Source organism: Microbacterium sp. P5_E9 (assembly GCF_054049175.1).
This window is the reverse complement of sequence record NZ_JBFUMV010000001.1, coordinates 522,164-539,566: the sequence shown is the minus strand read 5'-3', so window position 1 is coordinate 539,566 and position 17,403 is coordinate 522,164. Positions and strand designations below refer to the sequence as shown.

Annotated in this window: 16 protein-coding genes; 1 reads left to right on the top strand and 15 read right to left on the bottom strand. The window is 70.1% G+C overall.

Annotated features, from left to right (window positions below):
* Positions 1-52: 52 nt before the first annotated feature.
* Genes ACXJ3V_RS02675 through rpe form a run of 13 tightly spaced genes read right to left on the bottom strand, consistent with a single transcriptional unit; the run spans position 53 to position 13,912 of the window.
* Positions 53-1,519: a glutamate synthase subunit beta gene (locus ACXJ3V_RS02675; protein WP_457098701.1), complete on the bottom strand. Its 1,467-nt coding sequence runs from the start codon at positions 1,517-1,519 to the stop codon at positions 53-55.
* A complete protein-coding gene (gltB, locus tag ACXJ3V_RS02670) occupies positions 1,512-6,098 on the bottom strand; it encodes a glutamate synthase large subunit (protein ID WP_457098700.1) in 4,587 nt (1,528 codons plus the stop codon). Before gltB ends, ACXJ3V_RS02675 begins: the two co-directional genes overlap by 8 nt.
* Positions 6,099-6,152: 54 nt before the next feature.
* Positions 6,153-7,136, bottom strand: a complete 984-nt coding sequence (gene lgt, locus ACXJ3V_RS02665) for a prolipoprotein diacylglyceryl transferase (protein ID WP_457098699.1) — start codon at positions 7,134-7,136, stop codon at positions 6,153-6,155.
* A 51-nt stretch (positions 7,137-7,187) separates the two neighbouring features.
* Complete coding sequence (gene trpA, locus ACXJ3V_RS02660) at positions 7,188-8,000, bottom strand: tryptophan synthase subunit alpha (protein ID WP_457098698.1); 813 nt, start codon at positions 7,998-8,000, stop codon at positions 7,188-7,190.
* On the bottom strand, positions 7,997-9,151 hold the full coding sequence (trpB, locus tag ACXJ3V_RS02655) for a tryptophan synthase subunit beta (RefSeq protein ID WP_457098855.1): 1,155 nt from the start codon (positions 9,149-9,151) through the stop codon (positions 7,997-7,999). Before trpB ends, trpA begins: the two co-directional genes overlap by 4 nt.
* 53 nt (positions 9,152-9,204) lie before the next feature.
* Positions 9,205-10,008: an indole-3-glycerol phosphate synthase TrpC gene (gene trpC, locus ACXJ3V_RS02650; protein WP_457098697.1), complete on the bottom strand. Its 804-nt coding sequence runs from the start codon at positions 10,006-10,008 to the stop codon at positions 9,205-9,207.
* Positions 10,009-10,010: 2 nt separating this feature from the next.
* Positions 10,011-10,241: a DUF6704 family protein gene (locus tag ACXJ3V_RS02645; RefSeq protein ID WP_457098696.1), complete on the bottom strand. Its 231-nt coding sequence runs from the start codon at positions 10,239-10,241 to the stop codon at positions 10,011-10,013.
* A 32-nt stretch (positions 10,242-10,273) separates the two neighbouring features.
* Complete coding sequence (locus ACXJ3V_RS02640) at positions 10,274-10,873, bottom strand: Trp biosynthesis-associated membrane protein (RefSeq protein WP_457098695.1); 600 nt, start codon at positions 10,871-10,873, stop codon at positions 10,274-10,276.
* The gene (gene hisI / locus ACXJ3V_RS02635) at positions 10,870-11,229 is read right to left on the bottom strand and encodes a phosphoribosyl-AMP cyclohydrolase (protein WP_457098694.1); all 360 of its coding nucleotides are present in this window, start codon (positions 11,227-11,229) and stop codon (positions 10,870-10,872) included. Before hisI ends, ACXJ3V_RS02640 begins: the two co-directional genes overlap by 4 nt.
* Positions 11,226-12,020 (bottom strand): imidazole glycerol phosphate synthase subunit HisF, encoded by a 795-nt coding sequence (hisF, locus tag ACXJ3V_RS02630; RefSeq protein WP_457098693.1) that lies wholly within the window; start codon positions 12,018-12,020, stop codon positions 11,226-11,228. Before hisF ends, hisI begins: the two co-directional genes overlap by 4 nt.
* The gene (gene hisG, locus ACXJ3V_RS02625) at positions 12,020-12,862 is read right to left on the bottom strand and encodes an ATP phosphoribosyltransferase (protein ID WP_457098692.1); all 843 of its coding nucleotides are present in this window, start codon (positions 12,860-12,862) and stop codon (positions 12,020-12,022) included. The genes hisF and hisG overlap by 1 nt, the downstream gene beginning before the upstream one ends.
* 49 nt (positions 12,863-12,911) lie before the next feature.
* A complete protein-coding gene (locus ACXJ3V_RS02620) occupies positions 12,912-13,175 on the bottom strand; it encodes a phosphoribosyl-ATP diphosphatase (protein WP_457098691.1) in 264 nt (87 codons plus the stop codon).
* A 47-nt stretch (positions 13,176-13,222) separates the two neighbouring features.
* Positions 13,223-13,912: a ribulose-phosphate 3-epimerase gene (gene rpe, locus ACXJ3V_RS02615; protein WP_457098690.1), complete on the bottom strand. Its 690-nt coding sequence runs from the start codon at positions 13,910-13,912 to the stop codon at positions 13,223-13,225.
* Positions 13,913-13,932: 20 nt separating this feature from the next.
* Between rpe and glsA the strand changes: the two genes are divergently transcribed.
* Positions 13,933-15,105, top strand: a complete 1,173-nt coding sequence (gene glsA, locus ACXJ3V_RS02610; RefSeq protein ID WP_457098689.1) for a glutaminase A — start codon at positions 13,933-13,935, stop codon at positions 15,103-15,105.
* Positions 15,106-15,114: 9 nt separating this feature from the next.
* Here glsA and ACXJ3V_RS02605 read toward each other — a convergent pair whose 3' ends face one another.
* Positions 15,115-16,479: an RsmB/NOP family class I SAM-dependent RNA methyltransferase gene (locus tag ACXJ3V_RS02605; RefSeq protein WP_457098688.1), complete on the bottom strand. Its 1,365-nt coding sequence runs from the start codon at positions 16,477-16,479 to the stop codon at positions 15,115-15,117.
* Positions 16,476-17,399 carry a methionyl-tRNA formyltransferase gene (gene fmt / locus ACXJ3V_RS02600; protein ID WP_457098687.1) on the bottom strand — a complete coding sequence of 308 codons (924 nt, stop codon included), beginning with the start codon at positions 17,397-17,399 and terminating at the stop codon, positions 16,476-16,478. The genes ACXJ3V_RS02605 and fmt overlap by 4 nt, the downstream gene beginning before the upstream one ends.
* Between the last annotated feature and the right edge of the window lie 4 nt (positions 17,400-17,403).

Genomic DNA, 17,403 nt, shown 5'->3' with positions numbered 1-17,403 from the left:
CGTGTGTGCTCCGTGAAGTCGGGGGAAAGTGGGTCGAAGGACCGGTCCCAGCCTACGCGGGCTGCAACCCGATCGCGACTTCGGAGGCCCGCACCGGCGCCGGCAGCGCGGTCTCGCCCATCAGGTACGTGTCCACGTGCGCGGCTGCTGCACGGCCTTCGGCGATCGCCCAGACGATGAGCGACTGACCGCGCCCGGCATCGCCGGCAACGAAGACGCCGGGTGCCGTGGTGTGGAAGTCGTCCTCGCGCTGCACCGCACCGCGGTCGGTGAACTGCGCACCGAGCTGACCTTCCAGAAGCTCGCGCTCCGGACCGGTGAAGCCCATCGCGATGAGCACCAGATCGGCCGGGATGTCCCGCTCGGTCCCGCTCTTGGGCACGCGCCTGCCGTCGACGAATTCCGTCTCGGCGACCCGCAGCGCACGGACCTCGCCGACCTCGTTGCCGACGAACTCGACGGTCGAGGAGAGGTAGGAGCGCTCTCCACCCTCTTCGTGCGCGGACTGGATCTCGAAGAGCGTCGGCGACATCGGCCAGGGCTGGTGGTCGGGGCGCTCCCCTGGGGGGCGGCGGCCGATCGCGAGGTTGGTGACGCTGAGCGCACCCTGGCGGTGCGCCGTCCCGATGCAGTCGGCCCCGGTGTCGCCGCCGCCGATGACGACGACGTGCTTTCCCTCCGCCGTGATCTGGTTGGCGACGGAGTCGCCGGCGGTCGCGCGGTTCGATTCGACCAGGTACTCCATGGCGAAGTGGACGCCCGCGAGGTCCCGGCCGGGAATGGTGAGCTCACGAGGCACCGTCGCGCCGGTCGCGATGACCACCGCGTCGTAGCGAGCGCGCAGGTCGCTCCACGAGATGTCCTTGCCGATCTCGACTCCGGCGCGGAATCTGGTGCCCTCATCCTGCATCTGCCGCAGGCGCGACTCGATGTGGCGCTTCTCCATCTTGAAGTCCGGGATGCCGTAGCGGAGGAGCCCGCCGATGCGGTCGTCGCGCTCGTAGACCGCGACGGTGTGACCGGCTCGGGTGAGCTGCTGCGCGGCGGCGAGGCCGGCAGGCCCGGACCCGACCACAGCGACGGTCTTGCCGGTCAGGCGACCCGGGGGCTCCGGCTCGACCCAGCCGCGGCCGAACGCCTCGTCGACGATCGACACCTCGATCTGCTTGATCGTGACGGCGGGCTGGTTGATCCCCAGCACGCACGAGCTCTCGCACGGCGCAGGGCACAGGCGCCCGGTGAACTCGGGGAAGTTGTTGGTCGCGTGCAGCCGCTCGCTCGCGGCACGCCCCTCCCCCCGCCACGTGAGGTCGTTCCACTCCGGAATGAGATTTCCGAGCGGGCAGCCCTTGTGGCAGAACGGGATGCCGCAGTCCATGCAGCGTCCGGCCTGCCGACGCAGCACCGCCCCGTCACCGGGCTCGTAGACCTCTTTCCAGTCCATGATGCGCACCGGAATGGGCCGCCGCGGGGGCAGCTCGCGATCCGTAACCTTCAGAAAACCTTTCGGGTCAGCCACCCGTCACCTCCAGAATGCGAGTCCAGACGACGTCGCCGTCGGGGTCCAGCCCCTCGGCGACCGCGTCTTGGCGGGTCTGCAGCACCGCTGCGTAGTCGCGCGGCAGTACGCGCACGAAGTCATCGAGCACGCGATCGAAGTCGGCGAGCATCGACGACGCGAGGGCCGAGTCGGTTTCGGCGACATGCTGCTCCAGCAGGTCGCGCAAGATCTCGGCATCCCCCGATCCCAGCTCGCCCAGCACCAGTTCCCCGGTGGCGAGCGCCTCCCGATTGACCAGCGCGCGGTCGAGTCGGTAGACGTAGGCCGTCCCGCCGGACATCCCGGCGCCGAGGTTGCGGCCGGTGGCGCCGAGGATCACCGCGAGGCCACCCGTCATGTACTCCAGCGCGTGGTCGCCGACGCCCTCGACCACGGCGGTCGCGCCGGAGTTGCGGACGAAGAACCGCTCCCCCACCACGCCGCTGAGGAACAGGGTGCCCTGCGTGGCGCCATACCCGATGACGTTTCCGGCGATGACGTTCTGCGATGCCTCGAAGTTCGCTCCACGGGGCGGACGCACGACGATCTGGCCTCCGGAGAGACCCTTGCCGACGTAGTCGTTGGAGTCGCCTTCGAGGCGCAGCGAGATGCCCGCCGGCATGAAGGCGCCGAACGACTGGCCGGCCGAGCCGGTGAGGTTCACCACGATGGAGCCGGACGGCAGTCCGTTCTCACCGTGCGCCAGCGTGACGTGGTGGCCGAGCAGCGTGCCGACGGCCCGCTCCGTGTTGCGGATCGGGAGGTCGATCGTGACGTGGCCGCCGTGCTCGATGACGTCGCGGGCGCGCTCGATGAGCGCCACATCGAAGTGCTGGTCGAGCTCGTGCTCCTGACCGCGCAGGTTGCGACGCGGCTCGTCATCGGCGAATTCAGGTCCCTCCAGAATCGGCGACAGGTCGAGCCCGTTCGCCTTCCAGTGGTCGATCGCGCCGTTCACGTCGAGCAGCTCGACATGACCCACCGCCTCCTCGAGACTGCGGAATCCGAGTTCGGCGAGGTATTCGCGAACCTCCTGGGCGATGAACTCCATGAAGTTCACAACGAATTCGGGCTTGCCGTTGAAGCGGGCCCGCAGGACGGGGTTCTGCGTCGCGACGCCGACGGGGCACGTGTCGAGGTGGCAGACGCGCATCATGACGCAGCCCGAGACGACGAGCGGGGCCGTCGCGAAGCCGAACTCCTCGGCGCCCAGGAGGGCTCCGATGATGACGTCGCGGCCGGTCTTGAGCTGGCCGTCCACCTGGACGACGACCCGGTCGCGCATGCCGTTGAGCATGAGGGTCTGCTGCGTCTCGGCGAGGCCGAGCTCCCACGGCGTTCCGGCGTGCTTGAGCGAGTTGAGCGGGCTCGCGCCGGTGCCGCCGTCGTGTCCCGACACGAGGATCACGTCGGCCAGGGCCTTGGCCGTGCCGGCTGCGACCGCGCCGATCCCGGACTGGCTCACGAGCTTCGCGTGCACTCGCGCGTCAGGGTTGGCGCGCTTGAGGTCGAAGATGAGCTGCTTGAGGTCTTCGATCGAGTAGATGTCGTGGTGCGGCGGGGGCGAGACCAGCCCGACGCCTGCCGTGGAGTGCCGCGTGCGCGCGATCCACGGATACACCTTGGTCGACATCAGTTGGCCACCCTCACCGGGCTTGGCGCCCTGCGCGAGCTTGATCTGGAGGTCGGTCGCGTGGGTCAGGTACAGGCTCGTCACACCGAACCGGCCCGACGCCACCTGCTTGATGGCGCTGCGCCGCTCGGGGTCCAGGAGCCGGTCGACGTCCTCGCCGCCCTCGCCGGTGTTCGACTTGCCGCCGATGCTGTTCATCGCGATAGCGAGCGTCTCGTGCGCTTCCCGCGAGATCGAGCCATAGCTCATCGCGCCAGTCGAGAATCGCTTCACGATCGACGCGACCTCCTCGACCTCGTCGATCGGCACGGGCGGGCGTACGCCGGTGCGCAGCGCGAACATGCCGCGCAGCGTCTTGAGTTCGCCGGCCTGGTCGTCGACCAGCTTCGTGTACTCGCGGAAGATGTCGTACCGACGCGTGCGGGTGGCGTGCTGCAGGCGGAACACCGTGTCCGGGTTGAAGAGGTGCGGCGAGCCGTCGCGGCGCCACTGGTACTCGCCACCGGTCCACAGGCGCTCGTGCGCCCGGACGGCGGCGTCCTCGGGATACGCGTACGCGTGGCGCGCAGCGTTCTCCTCGGCGATGGCGTCGAGTCCGACTCCGCCGAGCTTGGACTCGGTGCCCGTGAAGTAGCGGGCGACGAATTCCGGCGCGAGGCCGACGGCCTCGAAGACCTGCGCGCCCGCGTACGACGACACGGTCGAGATGCCCATCTTCGACATGATCTTCAGGACGCCCTTGCCGAGCGCGTAGATCAGGTTGCGGACGGCCTTCTCGGGCGTGATGTGCGTGATGAAGCCGGCGCGGACGAGGTATTCCACCGTTTCCATCGCCAGATACGGGTTGACGGCGGATGCCCCGTACCCGATGAGCGTCGCCACGTGATGCACTTCGCGCACGTCGCCCGCCTCGACGACGATCCCGACCTTCATGCGGGTCTCGTTGCGGATGAGATGGTGGTGCACGGCCGCGAGCATGAGCAGCGACGGGATCGGGGCGAGGTCCTTGTTGGAGTCTCGGTCGCTGAGCACGATGAACTCTGCGCCGTCCTCGATCGCGTGGTCGACCTCCTGGCACATCTGCGCCAGGCGCTTCTGCATGCCCTTGTGGCCGGCCTCGACGCGGTAGAGGCCGCGGATCGTCACCGAGGAGCGGCCAGGCAGAGCCGTGTCGATGTGCTGGATCTTCGCGAGCTCGTCGTTGTCGATCACCGGGAAGTCGAGCGTGACGTTCTGCGTGTGGTCGGCACCCCACGCCAGCAGGTTCCGCTCCGGGCCGAGGCCGAGCGACAGCGAGGTGACGACTTCTTCACGGATCGAGTCGAGCGGCGGGTTCGTGACCTGCGCGAACTGCTGCGTGAAGTAGTCGAAGAGCAGACGCGGGCGCTCGCTCAGCACCGCCAGGGGTGTATCGCTTCCCATGGCGCCCAGCGGCTCCGCGCCGTTCTGGCCCATCGGGGTGAGGAGGATGCGAACTTCCTCCTCGGTGTAGCCGAAGGTGCGCTGGCGCCGGGTGATCGAGGCGATCGGGTGCACGATGTGCTCGCGCTCGGGAAGGTCGGCGAGGCGCACGCGCCCGGCGTCGAGCCACTCCTGCCACGGCTGGAGGGCGGCGAGGTCCGCCTTGATCTCGTCGTCCTCGACGATGCGCTGCTGCGCGGTGTCGACGAGGAACATGCGCCCGGGGCGAAGGCGTCCGCGGCGCTTGATGCGCTCGGGCTCGAAGTCGAGCACGCCGGTCTCGCTGCCGATGACGATCAGGCCGTCGGTGGTTTCGGTCCAGCGGCCGGGGCGCAGCCCGTTGCGGTCGAGCGTCGCGCCGACGACGGTGCCGTCGGTGAAGATGAGCGCCGCCGGACCGTCCCAGGGCTCCATCTGCATCGAGTGGTAGTCGTAGAACGCGCGGAGGTCGCCGTCGATGTCGACCTGCTTCTCGTAGGCCTCCGGCACCATCATCATGATCGCGTGCGGCAGGCTGCGGCCCGTGAGGGTGAGCAGCTCCAGCACCTCGTCGAACGAGGCGGAGTCGCTCGCGCCCTCCGTGCAGATCGGGAGGAGCGGGCGGATGTCGCCCAGCAGCTCCGACTCGAGCTGGGACTGGCGGGCGCGCATCCAGTTGCGGTTGCCGTTCACGGTGTTGATCTCGCCGTTGTGGGCGAGCATCCGCAGGGGCTGGGCGAGCGGCCAGGACGGGAAGGTGTTGGTCGAGTAGCGGGAGTGCACGACCGCGAGCTCCGAGGCGAAGCGCTCATCGGAGAGGTCGGGGTAGAACGGCTCGAGCTGCAGGGTCGTGACCATGCCCTTGTAGCCGAGCGTGCGGCACGACAGCGACACGAAGTACGCGCCGAATTCGCGGCGGGCGCGCTTGCGCAGCCGGTAGACGCGCCGGTCCAGAGCGATGCCCGACAGAGCGGGCTCGGCGCCGAAGCCCGGGCGTGCGACGAACAGCTGCTCGAAGACCGGGCGCGCGGCGTAGGCGAGCTTGCCGAGGTGGGTCTCATCGACCGGCACCGCGCGCCAGCCGAGGATGACCAGGTTCTCGCTCGCCGCGATCTGCTCGACGCCGGCCTTGAGCGCTGCGCGCTCTTCGGCGTCGTGCGGCAGGAAGGCCATGCCTGCGGCGTACTCGCCGACGGGAGGAAGGTCGAAGTCCACCACCGCACGGAGGAAGGCATCCGGCATCTGCGTGAGGATGCCCGCGCCGTCGCCGGTGCCCGAGTCGGACCCGATCGCGCCGCGGTGCTCGAGGTTGCGCAGGGCCGTCAGCGCCAGGGCGATGATGTCATGCCCTGGCTCGCCGCGAAGTGTCGCGACCATCGCCAGACCACAGGCGTCCTTTTCGAACGCAGGGTTGTACATCCCCTGCTTCGGCGGGAAGGCGCCAAGGTCCGATGGACCGGCGCCGCGGTGGGGGCTCGAAAGCATTCCTACCGTCCTCACATTGATGCTCAAGATGGGACGACGTCGGCCCGGCTGCTGTTACTTCGCGGCGAGTGTGCTTGTGGCGGTGCCCTCGGCGACGTCGTCCGTCGGCGGCTCGCTGACGTCGACGAAGTCGTCGGTGTCCTGCGATTGTACAGCCCCGAGGGCCGTCCACTCGCGGCCGGGCACGTACGGAGAGGGCTCGAGCCCGGGGTGCCGGCGCCTCTGCACGATCAGGATGACCAGACCAAGGATGACGCCGAGGATCGCTGCCCACACGTTCGTGCGCAGGCCGAGGTAGATCTCGCTCTGGTCGATGCGGATGGACTCCCACACGATCCGTCCGCCGCTGTACCAGACGAGATAGAGGCCGAAGAGGCGGCCCCACTGGAGCGTGAAGCGTCGGCCGGCCCACAGGAGCACCGCGGCGCCGAGCAGGTTCCAGATCACCTCGTACAGGAACGTGGGGTGGAACAGGGTTCCGTCGGCCAGTCCCGGCGGGAAGGCGGGGTTGGTGCTGGAGATCTCGAGGCCCCACGGCACATCCGTGGGAAGGCCGAACAGCTCCTGGTTGAACCAGTTGCCGAAGCGTCCCAGCGCCTGCGCAATGAGGAGACCGGGCGCGAGGGCGTCCGCGAACGCGGTGAACCGGATGCCGGTCCACCGGCAGCCGAGCCAGGCGCCGATCCCGCCGCCGATGAGGGCGCCGTAGATCGCGATGCCGCCCTCCCAGATGTAGAAGATCGCCCAGAGGTTCGTGCCCGGCCCGAAGTAGAAGCCAGGATGGGTGGCCACGTGGTAGATCCGTGCGCCGATGATCGCGAGCGGCACGGCGAGCAGGGCGATGTCGATGACGACCCACGGCTCGGCGCCGCGCTTGGTGAGGCGGCGGTTGGTCAGCAGCGTCGCGACGATGATCCCCGCGATGATGCACAGCGCGTAGTAGTGGATCGTGAAGGTCCACGCGAGGATCTGCACGTCGAACGAGCTATCGGGCGGGCTCGGGATGCTGGCGACCACGCTCAGGGCGGCGTTCATCATGGGGGTGGTGTCCTTCAGTGCGGGGGCGGCGGTCGCGACGACCTGAGAAGTCTAGTTCGGGTGCGTCGGACGCGTGCCCGCGACGAGCGCCCTGGTCGTCTCAGCGAGACCTTCGACCCCGCCGTCGCGCAGCGCCCGGACCAGGGCCGTTCCGACGATCGCGCCATCGGAGTAGGCGAGCACCGAGCTGACCTGGTCGGCGGTGGAGATGCCGATCCCGACGCAGGCGCGGATCGCCTCGCCGTCCGATCCCCGGTGCTCCCGCAGACGTGCGGTGAGGGTGCGGGCCGCGGCATCCAACTCGGCCCGCTCGCCGGTGATCCCCATCGTGGAGACCGTGTAGACGAAACCCGTGCTGCTCGCGGCGATGAGCGCGAGTCGCTCGTCGGTCGAGGTCGGGGCGGCGAGGAAGATCCGGTCGAGCCCGGTTCGACGGCTCGCGGCGACCCATTCGCCCGCGGCGTCCGGCGTGATGTCCGGTGTGATCATGCCGGCGCCGCCGGCCGCGAGGAGGTCGTCCGCGTAGCGGTCGACGCCGTACTGCAGCACCGGGTTCCAGTAGGTCATCACGACCACGGGCACGTCGACGCGCTCGGTGATCGCGCGCACGGCCGTGAACGTGTCACGCAGCCGGAAGCCGGCGGCGAGAGCGGTCTGCGTCGCCTCCTGGATGACGGTGCCGTCCATCACGGGATCGGAGTAGGGCGGCCCGAGTTCGAGGATGTCGGCGCCGTTCTCGGCGAGGGCGACGGCAGCCTCGATGCTCGTGGCGAGGTCGGGAAAGCCGATCGGAAGGTAGCCGACGAATGCGCCGCGGCCTTCCGCCTTGGCGGCATCGATGGCCGCGGCGACGCGGGAGGTCATGCCTGCTCCTCCTGGTCGTAGAGGCCGAAGTACTGGGCGGCGGTGTCCATGTCCTTGTCGCCGCGCCCGGACAGGCACACCGCGAGCACGGCGTCGGGTCCGAGCTCTCGGCCGAGCCGCAGCGCGCCGGCGAGCGCGTGCGCCGACTCGATGGCGGGGATGATCCCCTCGGTCTCGCTCAGCAGTCGCAGTGCCTGCATCGCCTCGTCGTCGGTGGCCGGGATGTACTCGGCACGGCCGATGGAGGCGAGCCAGGCGTGCTCGGGTCCGACCCCTGGGTAGTCCAGCCCGGCTGAGATCGAGTGGGATTCGACGGTCTGGCCGTCTTCGTCCTGCAGCACGAAGGTCTTCGCACCGTGCAGCACGCCGGGTCGGCCGCGTTCGATGGATGCCGCGTGCCGAGGCGTGTCCACGCCGTCGCCGGCGGCCTCCACACCGTAGAGCTTGACGTCTGCGTCATCGAGGAAGGCGTCGAACATGCCGATCGCGTTCGAACCGCCGCCGACGCATGCCACGACGGCATCCGGGAGTCGACCGATCTCCTCCAGGAGCTGCGCCCTGGCCTCTTCGCCGATCACCTTCTGGAAGTCGCGGACCATGGCGGGGAACGGATGCGGTCCTGCGGCCGTCCCGAAGATGTAATTGGTCGTCTCGACGGTGGCGACCCAGTCACGGTAGGCATCGTTGATCGCGTCCTTGAGGGTTCGGGAACCCGTGCGGACGGGGATCACTTCGGCCCCGAGCAGGCGCATCCGGGCGACGTTGAGCGCCTGGCGCTGGGTGTCCACCTCGCCCATGTAGATCGTGCAGTCGAAGCCGAAGAGGGCTGCCGCTGTCGCGGTCGCGACGCCGTGCTGGCCGGCTCCTGTTTCTGCGATCACGCGCGTCTTGCCCAGACGCTTGGTCAGCAGCGCCTGGCCGAGCACGTTGTTGATCTTGTGCGATCCGGTGTGGTTGAGGTCTTCGCGCTTGAGGAACACCCGGGCGCCGCCGGCGTGCGCCGCGAATCGCGGCACCTCCGTCAGCACCGACGGTCGCCCCGCGTAGGAGCGCAGCAAACCGAGGAACTCCGCCTGGAACGCGGGGTCGGACTTGGAGGCCTCGTAGGCGGCGGTGAGCTCGTCGATCGCGGCGATCAGCGACTCCGGCATGTACCTGCCGCCGAATTCCCCGAAGAAGGGCCCGGTGACATCTCGCAGACTGCTCACTTCGACTCGCTCCTCGATACTTCGGATGCCCCGGCCGCCAGGAACGCGCCGAGTGTCGCCACCGGGTCCCCGGTGACAAGGGCCTCGCCGATGAGCACCACGTCGGCGCCCGCGGCGCGATAGTGCGCGACATCCTCCGGGACGAGCACTGCTGACTCGGCGATGCGGACGGCGCCGGCGGGAATGCGCTCAGCGAGTCGGCCGAACAGATCCCGGTCGAGCGCGAAGGTCGACAGGTCCCGGGCATTGACGCCGATCAGCCGCGCGCCGACGTCTGCGGCGCGATCGACCTCGTCCGCCGAGTGCGTTTCGACGAGGGGCGTCATGCCGAGGTCGAGGGTGAATGCGTGCAGCCGCGCGAGCACGTCCTGCTCGAGCGCGGCCACGATCAGCAGCACGAGGTCGGCGCCGGATGCCCGCGCCTCGAGCACCTGGTACTCGGTCGCGATGAAGTCCTTGCGCAGCACGGGCAGCGAGACCGCGTCACGGACCGCCTCCAGGTCGGCGAGGCTGCCCTTGAATCGCCGGCCCTCGGTGAGGACCGAGATCGCGGATGCGCCGCCCTGCTCGTAGCGGCGGGCCTGCAGGGCCGGGTCGGGGATCGCGGCCAGGTCACCGCGCGAGGGGCTCGCGCGCTTGACCTCGGCGATGATCTTCACCCGATCGGCCGGAGCCAGCGCAGCCAGGGCATCGCGGGCCGCCGGGCGCGCGAGCGCAAGAGACTCGACGACCGCGAGCGGCCGCAGCGAGGCGCGTGCCTCGGCATCCTCCACCGCGCCGGCCGTGAGGTCGGCGAGCATGCTCAATGCTCTTTCGGCGCGTACTTCGGCCCGTTGACGCCGTATCCGGCCTTCTTCATGCCCCAGCCGACGAGCAGCCCGACCACGAGGAGTCCGGCCGAGACCCACACCATGGCCGGGATCTCCAGGAAGAAGAAGAAGGTGCCGATGGCGATGGCCACCAGCATGATGATGATGGCCGTCCACGCGGCCGGCGAGTGTCCGTGGCCGGGATCGCCGATGGGATTGCTCATGGATTTCCTCCGAGTACGCGAGTTCGGCAAGTCTAGCGGGGCGCCGCCGTCGGATCGTCGCCGCGGGACAGGTCGTCCCACGAGTCGACGGCATCACGCGGACGGGATGGTGCGGGGCCGGCCGGCGGCACGGCGTCGGATCGGTAGCGCCGGTCGCTGCCTCGCCAGCCGCGCGCGGTCACGATCGTGAACAGGCCGGCCGCGAGGAGCAGCACCCAGGCGATCAGGGTGCAGATCGGCCACGGGGTCGCCGAGATGCCCGACACGAGTTCGGAGATCGCGGCCGTGCCGGTGATCCCGGTCGCGTCGGTCACGGTGCGGGCGGCGGCGTCGAGCGGCTGGGCGAAGGCGATCTGCGCGGTCAGGACACCGAGCACGAGGGCGATCGCGACCGTGAGCACGCCGAAGATGTACCGCAGCACGAGTCCCACGATCGACAGCGCCCCGCCGAGGGCGAGCACGGCCAGGCTGAGCGGCGCGAGGACGGGAACCGCGGCGGCTCCCGCCACGGTGAGCTCGTGCTCGGCGTCCGCGAGGGTGACGACGAGCCAGGTCTGGGTCGACGAGATCACGCCGATCGCCCCGGCGAGCACGATGGCCGCCACGCACAGCAGACGTGCCCGTGCGGTCATCGGTCCAGTCCGGTCACCGGCTCGAGGTCGGTGGTGTCGAAGCACGTGCGCGTGCCGGTGTGGCAGGCCACGCCGACCTGCTCCACCTGCACCAGGATGGCGTCGCCGTCGCAGTCCAGCCGCGCGCCTCGCACGAACTGGACGTGGCCGGAGGTGTCGCCCTTGCGCCAGTACTCCTGCCGCGACCGCGACCAGAAGGTGACGCGGCCGGAGGTGAGCGTCCGGCGCAGGGCCTCGGCATCCATCCATCCGAGCATGAGCACCTCGTGCGTGTCCCATTGCTGGATGATCGCCGCGACCAGCCCGTGGGCGTCGAAGGTCACCTGCGCGATGCGCTGCTCGATCGTCTCGCTCACGTCGCCGCCTGACCTTCGCGCACCGGGATCCCGTCGGCGAGCAGTGCGGCCTTCACATCGCCCACGGTGAGCTGACCGGAGTGGAAGACGGATGCCGCGAGCACCGCGTCGGCGCCTGCCGTGATCGCCGGCGCGAAGTCGCCGACCTTGCCTGCACCACCCGACGCGATGACCGGGACGCTCGAGATCTCCCGCATGAGGGAGACCAGCTCGAGGTCGAAGCCCTGCCGGGTGCCGTCCGCGTCGATGGAGTTGACCAGGAGCTCCCCCGCCCCGCGCTCGATCGCCTCGCGTGCCCACGCCAGCGCGTCCAGCTCGGTCTCGGTGCGGCCGCCGTGCGTGGTGACGACGAAGCCCGAGGGGATCCGCTCGCGGAGCGGCCCGGTCGCACGCTTGACGTCGAGCGAGAGCACCAGCACCTGCGCTCCGAAGCGGTCGGCGATCTCGTCGATGAGGGCGGGGCGGCCGATCGCCGCCGAGTTCACCCCGATCTTGTCGGCGCCGACGGACAGCAGCCGGGCGACGTCGTCCGTCGTGCGGACTCCGCCGCCGACGGTCAGGGGGATGAAGACCTCTTCGGCGGTGCGGCGCACGACGTCGTAGGTCGTCGCGCGGTCGTCGACGGTCGCCGTCACATCGAGGAAGGTCAGCTCGTCGGCGCCCTGCTCGTAGTAGATCCGGGCAAGCTCGACCGGGTCGCCCATGTCACGCAGGTTCTCGAAGTTCACGCCCTTGACGACGCGTCCGGCGGCGACGTCCAGGCACGGGATGACGCGGCAGACGACGGCCATCAGAGCCTCGCGTTGTGGATGGCGCTGACGAGGATCGCGCGCGCGCCGATCGCGTAGAGCGCGTCCATGACCTGGTTGACGCCCTTGCGCGGACTCATCACCCGCACGGCCACCCACTTCGGATCGCGGAGAGGCGAAATGGTCGGCGACTCGATGCCGGGAGCGATCGCGACCGCTGTGTCGACGAGATCGGCGGGAAGGTCGTAGTCGATCAGCACGTACTGCCGCGCGACCATGACGCCGCGCAGGCGCCGCAGGAGGGTCTCGGCGCCGTCGACCTCGGCCGGAGAGCCGATCAGGACGGCCTCGGACTGCAGGATGACGGGGCCGAAGATCTCGAGGCCTGCCTGCCGCAGGGTCGTGCCGGTCTCGACGACGTCGGCGATGGCATCCGCCACACCCAGCCGGACAGCGGATTCCACGGCGCCGTCGAGCGGCACGAGATCGGCCGCGACATCGTGCTCATCGAGGAACCTGTCGACGAGGCCCGGGTACGAGGTCGCGATGCGCACGCCGTCGAGATCGGAGACGTCAGCGAAGCGTCCTGGGGGCGCGGCGAAGCGGAACGTGGAGGCGGCGAACCCGAGAGCCTCGATCTCGCGGGCGCCCGGCATCCGTGCGTCCAGAAGCAGGTCGCGGCCCGTGATGCCGACATCGAGGGCGCCGGACCCGACGTACGTCGCGATGTCCTTGGGGCGCAGATAGAAGAACTCGACCTCGTTCTGAGGATCGATGATGTGCAGGTCCTTGGGGTCGCGCCGACCCACGTAGCCGGCCTCGGAGAGCATCTCCGCGGCGGTCTCGGCGAGCGATCCCTTGTTCGGCACGGCGATTCGCAGCATGACGGCGTGGCTTTCGGTGTGGGGTTGGCCGGAGGAACGGGGGTGACGCTCAGAGATGTCGGTACACGTCCTCGAGCGTGAGCCCCTTCGCGATCATCAGGACCTGCAGGTGGTACAGCAGCTGCGAGATCTCCTCGGCTGCGGCATCCGATGACTCGTACTCGGCGGCCATCCACACTTCGGCGGCTTCCTCGACGACCTTCTTGCCGATGGCGTGGACGCCGGCGTCGAGCTCCGCCACCGTGCCCGACCCTTCGGGGCGCTCGGCCGCCTTGGCGGTGAGCTCGGCGAACAGGGCATCGAACGTCTTCACCGTTCCAGGGTATCGAACCCTCGGCTCGGCGCGGTCCGCGGGGCGCCTCAGTGGCTGTGACGAGCGGCCAGTGCGGTCGACCGCAGAGCGGCGATCGCTTCACCCGGGTCTGCGGCGCCGAAGACGGCTGAGCCGGCGACGAAGGTGTCGGCACCGGCCAGAGCGGCCTGCTCGATCGTCGAGGCCGAGATGCCCCCATCGACCTGCAGCCACACCGCGGATCCGCGCCGACGGGCCTCGTCGGCCAGGCGGCGGAGCTTCGGCATGGTCTCGGCCATGAACGACTGCCCGCCGAAGCCGGGCTCGACCGTCATCACGAGGATCTGGTCGAAATCGTCGAGAAGGTCGAACAGCCCCTCGACCGGGGTGGCCGGCTTGACGGCGACGCCGGCTCGCGCACCGATCGCGCGCAGCCGCCGGGCAAGGGCGACCGGCTCGGTGGCGGCCTCGAGATGGAACGTGACCGAGGCGGCGCCGAGGTCGGCGTACTCCGGCGCCCAGCGATCGGGATCGGCGATCATCAGGTGCACGTCGAGCGGAATCGGGCTGGTGGCCTGGATGCGCTCGACCATCTGCGGGCCGAAGGTGAGGTTGGGCACGAAGTGGTTGTCCATGACGTCCACGTGCACGAAATCGGCGGTGGCGATGCGGGCGAGGGCGGCCTGCATGTTCACGAAGTCCGCGGCGAGCACGCTCGGGTTGATGCGGACGCCGCCCGAGCCGTGTTCCGTTAGCACGCGTCCATTATGGTCGAGCCGTGGACCCCATCATGTCGCTGCTGCACGGTGTGCTCGAAGACGCCCGTCCGCTCGGGGGTGGGGCTCCGGCCAGCTACATCCCGCAACTCGCCGAGTCCGACCCGGAGCGCCTCGCGCTCGCCATCGTCGGTTCACGCGGTCGGGTGCGGTCGGTCGGCGACGACCACAGCGACTTCACGATCCAGTCCATCTCGAAACCGTTCGTGCTCGCGCTCGCGCTCAGCGACCTCGGGCTCGACAAGGTCCTCGAACGCGTCGGCGCCGAGCCCAGCGGAGAGCCGTTCAACGCGATCAGTCTCGAGGCGGGCACGGGGCGTCCGTCCAACCCGTTGGTCAACGCGGGCGCGATCGCCACGACGGGTCTCATCCGCGGCATGGACATCGAGGAGCGCACATCCCGGATCGTCGCGACGATGTCGGCGTTCGCGGGCAGGTCGCTCTGGATCGACGAGGCCGTATACGCGTCGGAGTCCGCGACGGGCGATCGCAACCGTGCGTTGGCGTATCTGATGCGATCGCACGGCATCGTCGATGCACCGGTCGAGCTCGCGGTCGAGACCTACTTCCGGCAGTGCTCGGTGCTGGTCACGGTGCGCGATCTGGCGACGATGGCCGGCACGCTCGCGTTCGGCGGGGTGAACCCGGTGACGGGCGAGAGAGTCGTCAGCGAGCGGGTCGCCCGAGACGTCATCTCGCTCATGTCCAGCTGCGGCATGTACGACTTCTCCGGCGAGTGGATGCTGCGCGTGGGCCTGCCCGCCAAGAGCGGGGTCGCGGGCGGCATCCTCGCCGTCGCTCCGTCGCAGTTCGGAGTGGCCGCGTTCAGCCCACGGCTGGACGCGCACGGCAACACCGTCCGCGGAAGCGCGATCGTGGGCGCCCTGTCCACAGAGTTCGGGATGCATCTGCTCGAGCCGCACGAGAATTTCTCGGAGCCCGCGATCTCGGTCGAGCACACACCGGCCGGGCGCGTCATCCGACTGGGCGGTGAGCTGGGCTTCGCGGGCACCGAGCAGGTGCTGGCGGTCTTGAGCGAACTTGCCGCGTCGGCCCCGCCCGGCGCGGAACTGCTGCTGGACGTGCGCGCGCTCGCGCGCTCGCACCCCGCCGCACTCGTCGCCCTGCGCACGCAGTTCGACCTGGCTGCCCCCGGATTCCGGATCCTGGAGTGAGCCTGGGCGTCACACCCGCCGAAGCAGGCTGATCGACATCGCGTCGGTGTTGTGCCGGTGCGGCCACAGCTGGGCCCGCCCGGAGCCGTCCGCCGCCGGCACGAGGTTCGGGGAGGTTTCCGACAGCGACTCGATCACGGCCCGCGTGTCGAGCTCCTCGATCACGTCGCCGAATGCCCGGCGCACTTCGGCGACGACGCCGACGGTCTCGGCGAGATGGGGCGAGCAGGTCACGTAGGCCACGATGCCGCCCGGCCGCAGCGCCACGACGGCGGCGCTCAGCAGCTCGGTCTGCAGCTCGACGAGCGACGGCACGTCGGCGGGTGACTTGCGCCAGCGTGCTTCGGGCCGGCGACGCAGCGCGCCCAGCCCTGTGCAGGGGGCGTCGACGAGGATCCGGTCGTAGAGGCCGGGAGACTCCATGGCACGCAGCCGGCCATCCTCCTCGGAGACGTCGACGTCGAGCGGAATCCCCGCGATCGCACGCCGAACGAGACCGGCGCGTGCGGGCGAGACCTCATTGGCCTCGAGGATCGCTCCCCCAGCCAGCGCCTCGGCAGCGAGCACGGCCGTCTTGCCGCCCGGACCGGCGCAGAGGTCGAGCCACCGCTCGCCGGGTCGCACCGGCTCCGCGCGCGACAGGGCGAGTGCGGCGAGCTGCGAGCCTTCGTCCTGGACGCGCAGCAGCCCGTCCGATTCGCGGATGATCGACTCGGGATCTCCACCGCCGAGGCGGAAGCCGATCGGAGAGTACGGGGTGCGGCGGGCCTCCTCCGGCACGTCCGCAAGGTCGGGAAGCGCTGCCATGGTCACCCGGGGCGACGCGTTGTCGGCGGTCAGCAGGGCCTCCAGCTCGTCGGCGCGGCCCTCGGCGGCCAGCGCGCGCCGGAATGCCCGGACGATCCAGACCGGATGAGAGAAGACCACGCCGAGCCGCTCGTCGTCGGAGCGGGCGGACTGCTCGACCCGCGTCATCCAGTCCCCCGGCGTGTCGCGGGAGATGCGCCGCAGCACGGCGTTGGTGAAGCCCGAGGCGCCACGCCCCGCATTCCGGACGAGTTCGACGGATTCATGCACCGCGGCATGGGAGGCGACCCGCGTCGACAGCAGCTGGTGCACGCCCAGGCGCAGCGCGTCACGCACGGCCGGGTCTATCTCGGCAATGGGACGATCCGCGGCGATCGCGATGATCGCGTCGTAGGTGCCCTGCTTGCGGAGGGTGCCGTAGGTCAGCTCGGTCGCGAGCGCTGCGTCGGCCCCGGTGAGTCCGGCGCGCTCCATCGTCCTCGGCAGCAGCAGGTTCGCGTAGGCATCGGACTCGTGCACGGCGCGGATGACGTCGTACGCGACCTGGCGTGGCGCGCTCGCGCTCATGAGCCGGCCACCGGCGCGTCGCTGCGTAGCCCGCGCCACCAGTCGGCGGCGGCCATCGCACCCTTGCCGGCCGGCTGCACCGTCCGCAGGGCGATCGGGGCGGTTGCGGTGCCCGCGATCACGGCCTTCTCGTGCAGCGCGAGGGCTCCGGGAGCGAGAGCGGGTGCTGCGTCGGGGGCAGGCGCGGCACTCAGCACCTTGACGCGTGCGCCGTCGAGGGTGGTGTGCGCGCCGGGCTCCGGGGTCACACCGTGGATGCGGGCGAGCACGCTCTCGCGCGGTTCATCCCACCGGATCCGGCCGTCTTCGAGGCCGAGCTTCGGCGCGAGGGTCGGCGCGCCGACCTGCGGGACGGCGACGGCGGTGCCGGCCGCGATCGCCTCGACGACTTCGAGAAGCAGGTCCGCGCCCTCATCGGCGAGCAGCGCGAGTAGGGACGCGCTGGTCGCATCGGCGGGGATCTCGCGGCGCAGCTGAGCGAACACGTCGCCCGCATCGAGCTCGGGCACCAGCTGGAAAACGGCGGCGCCGGTCTCGGCATCCCCCGCGATCAGCGCGTGCTGCACGGGCGCCGCCCCGCGCCAGCGCGGCAGCAGCGAGAAGTGCAGGTTGATCCAGCCGTGCAGCGGTGCCGACAGCAGCGGCTCCCGCACGAGACCGCCGTAGGCGACGATCACCCCGAGATCCGGCCGCAGGGCGGTGATCCGGGCGGTGGCATCGGCATCCAGGCGATCGGTCTTGATCGTCGCGTAACCGAGGTCCTCGGCGGCGACGGCCACCGGCGATGGAGTCAGGATCCGTTTGCGGCCCAGCGGAGCGTCGGTGCGCGTGACGACGGCGACGATGTCGTGCGCGGATGCCGCGATCCGGTGCAGCGAGGGAACCGCTGCGTCCGGCGTCCCGGCGAAGACGAGACGCATGGGG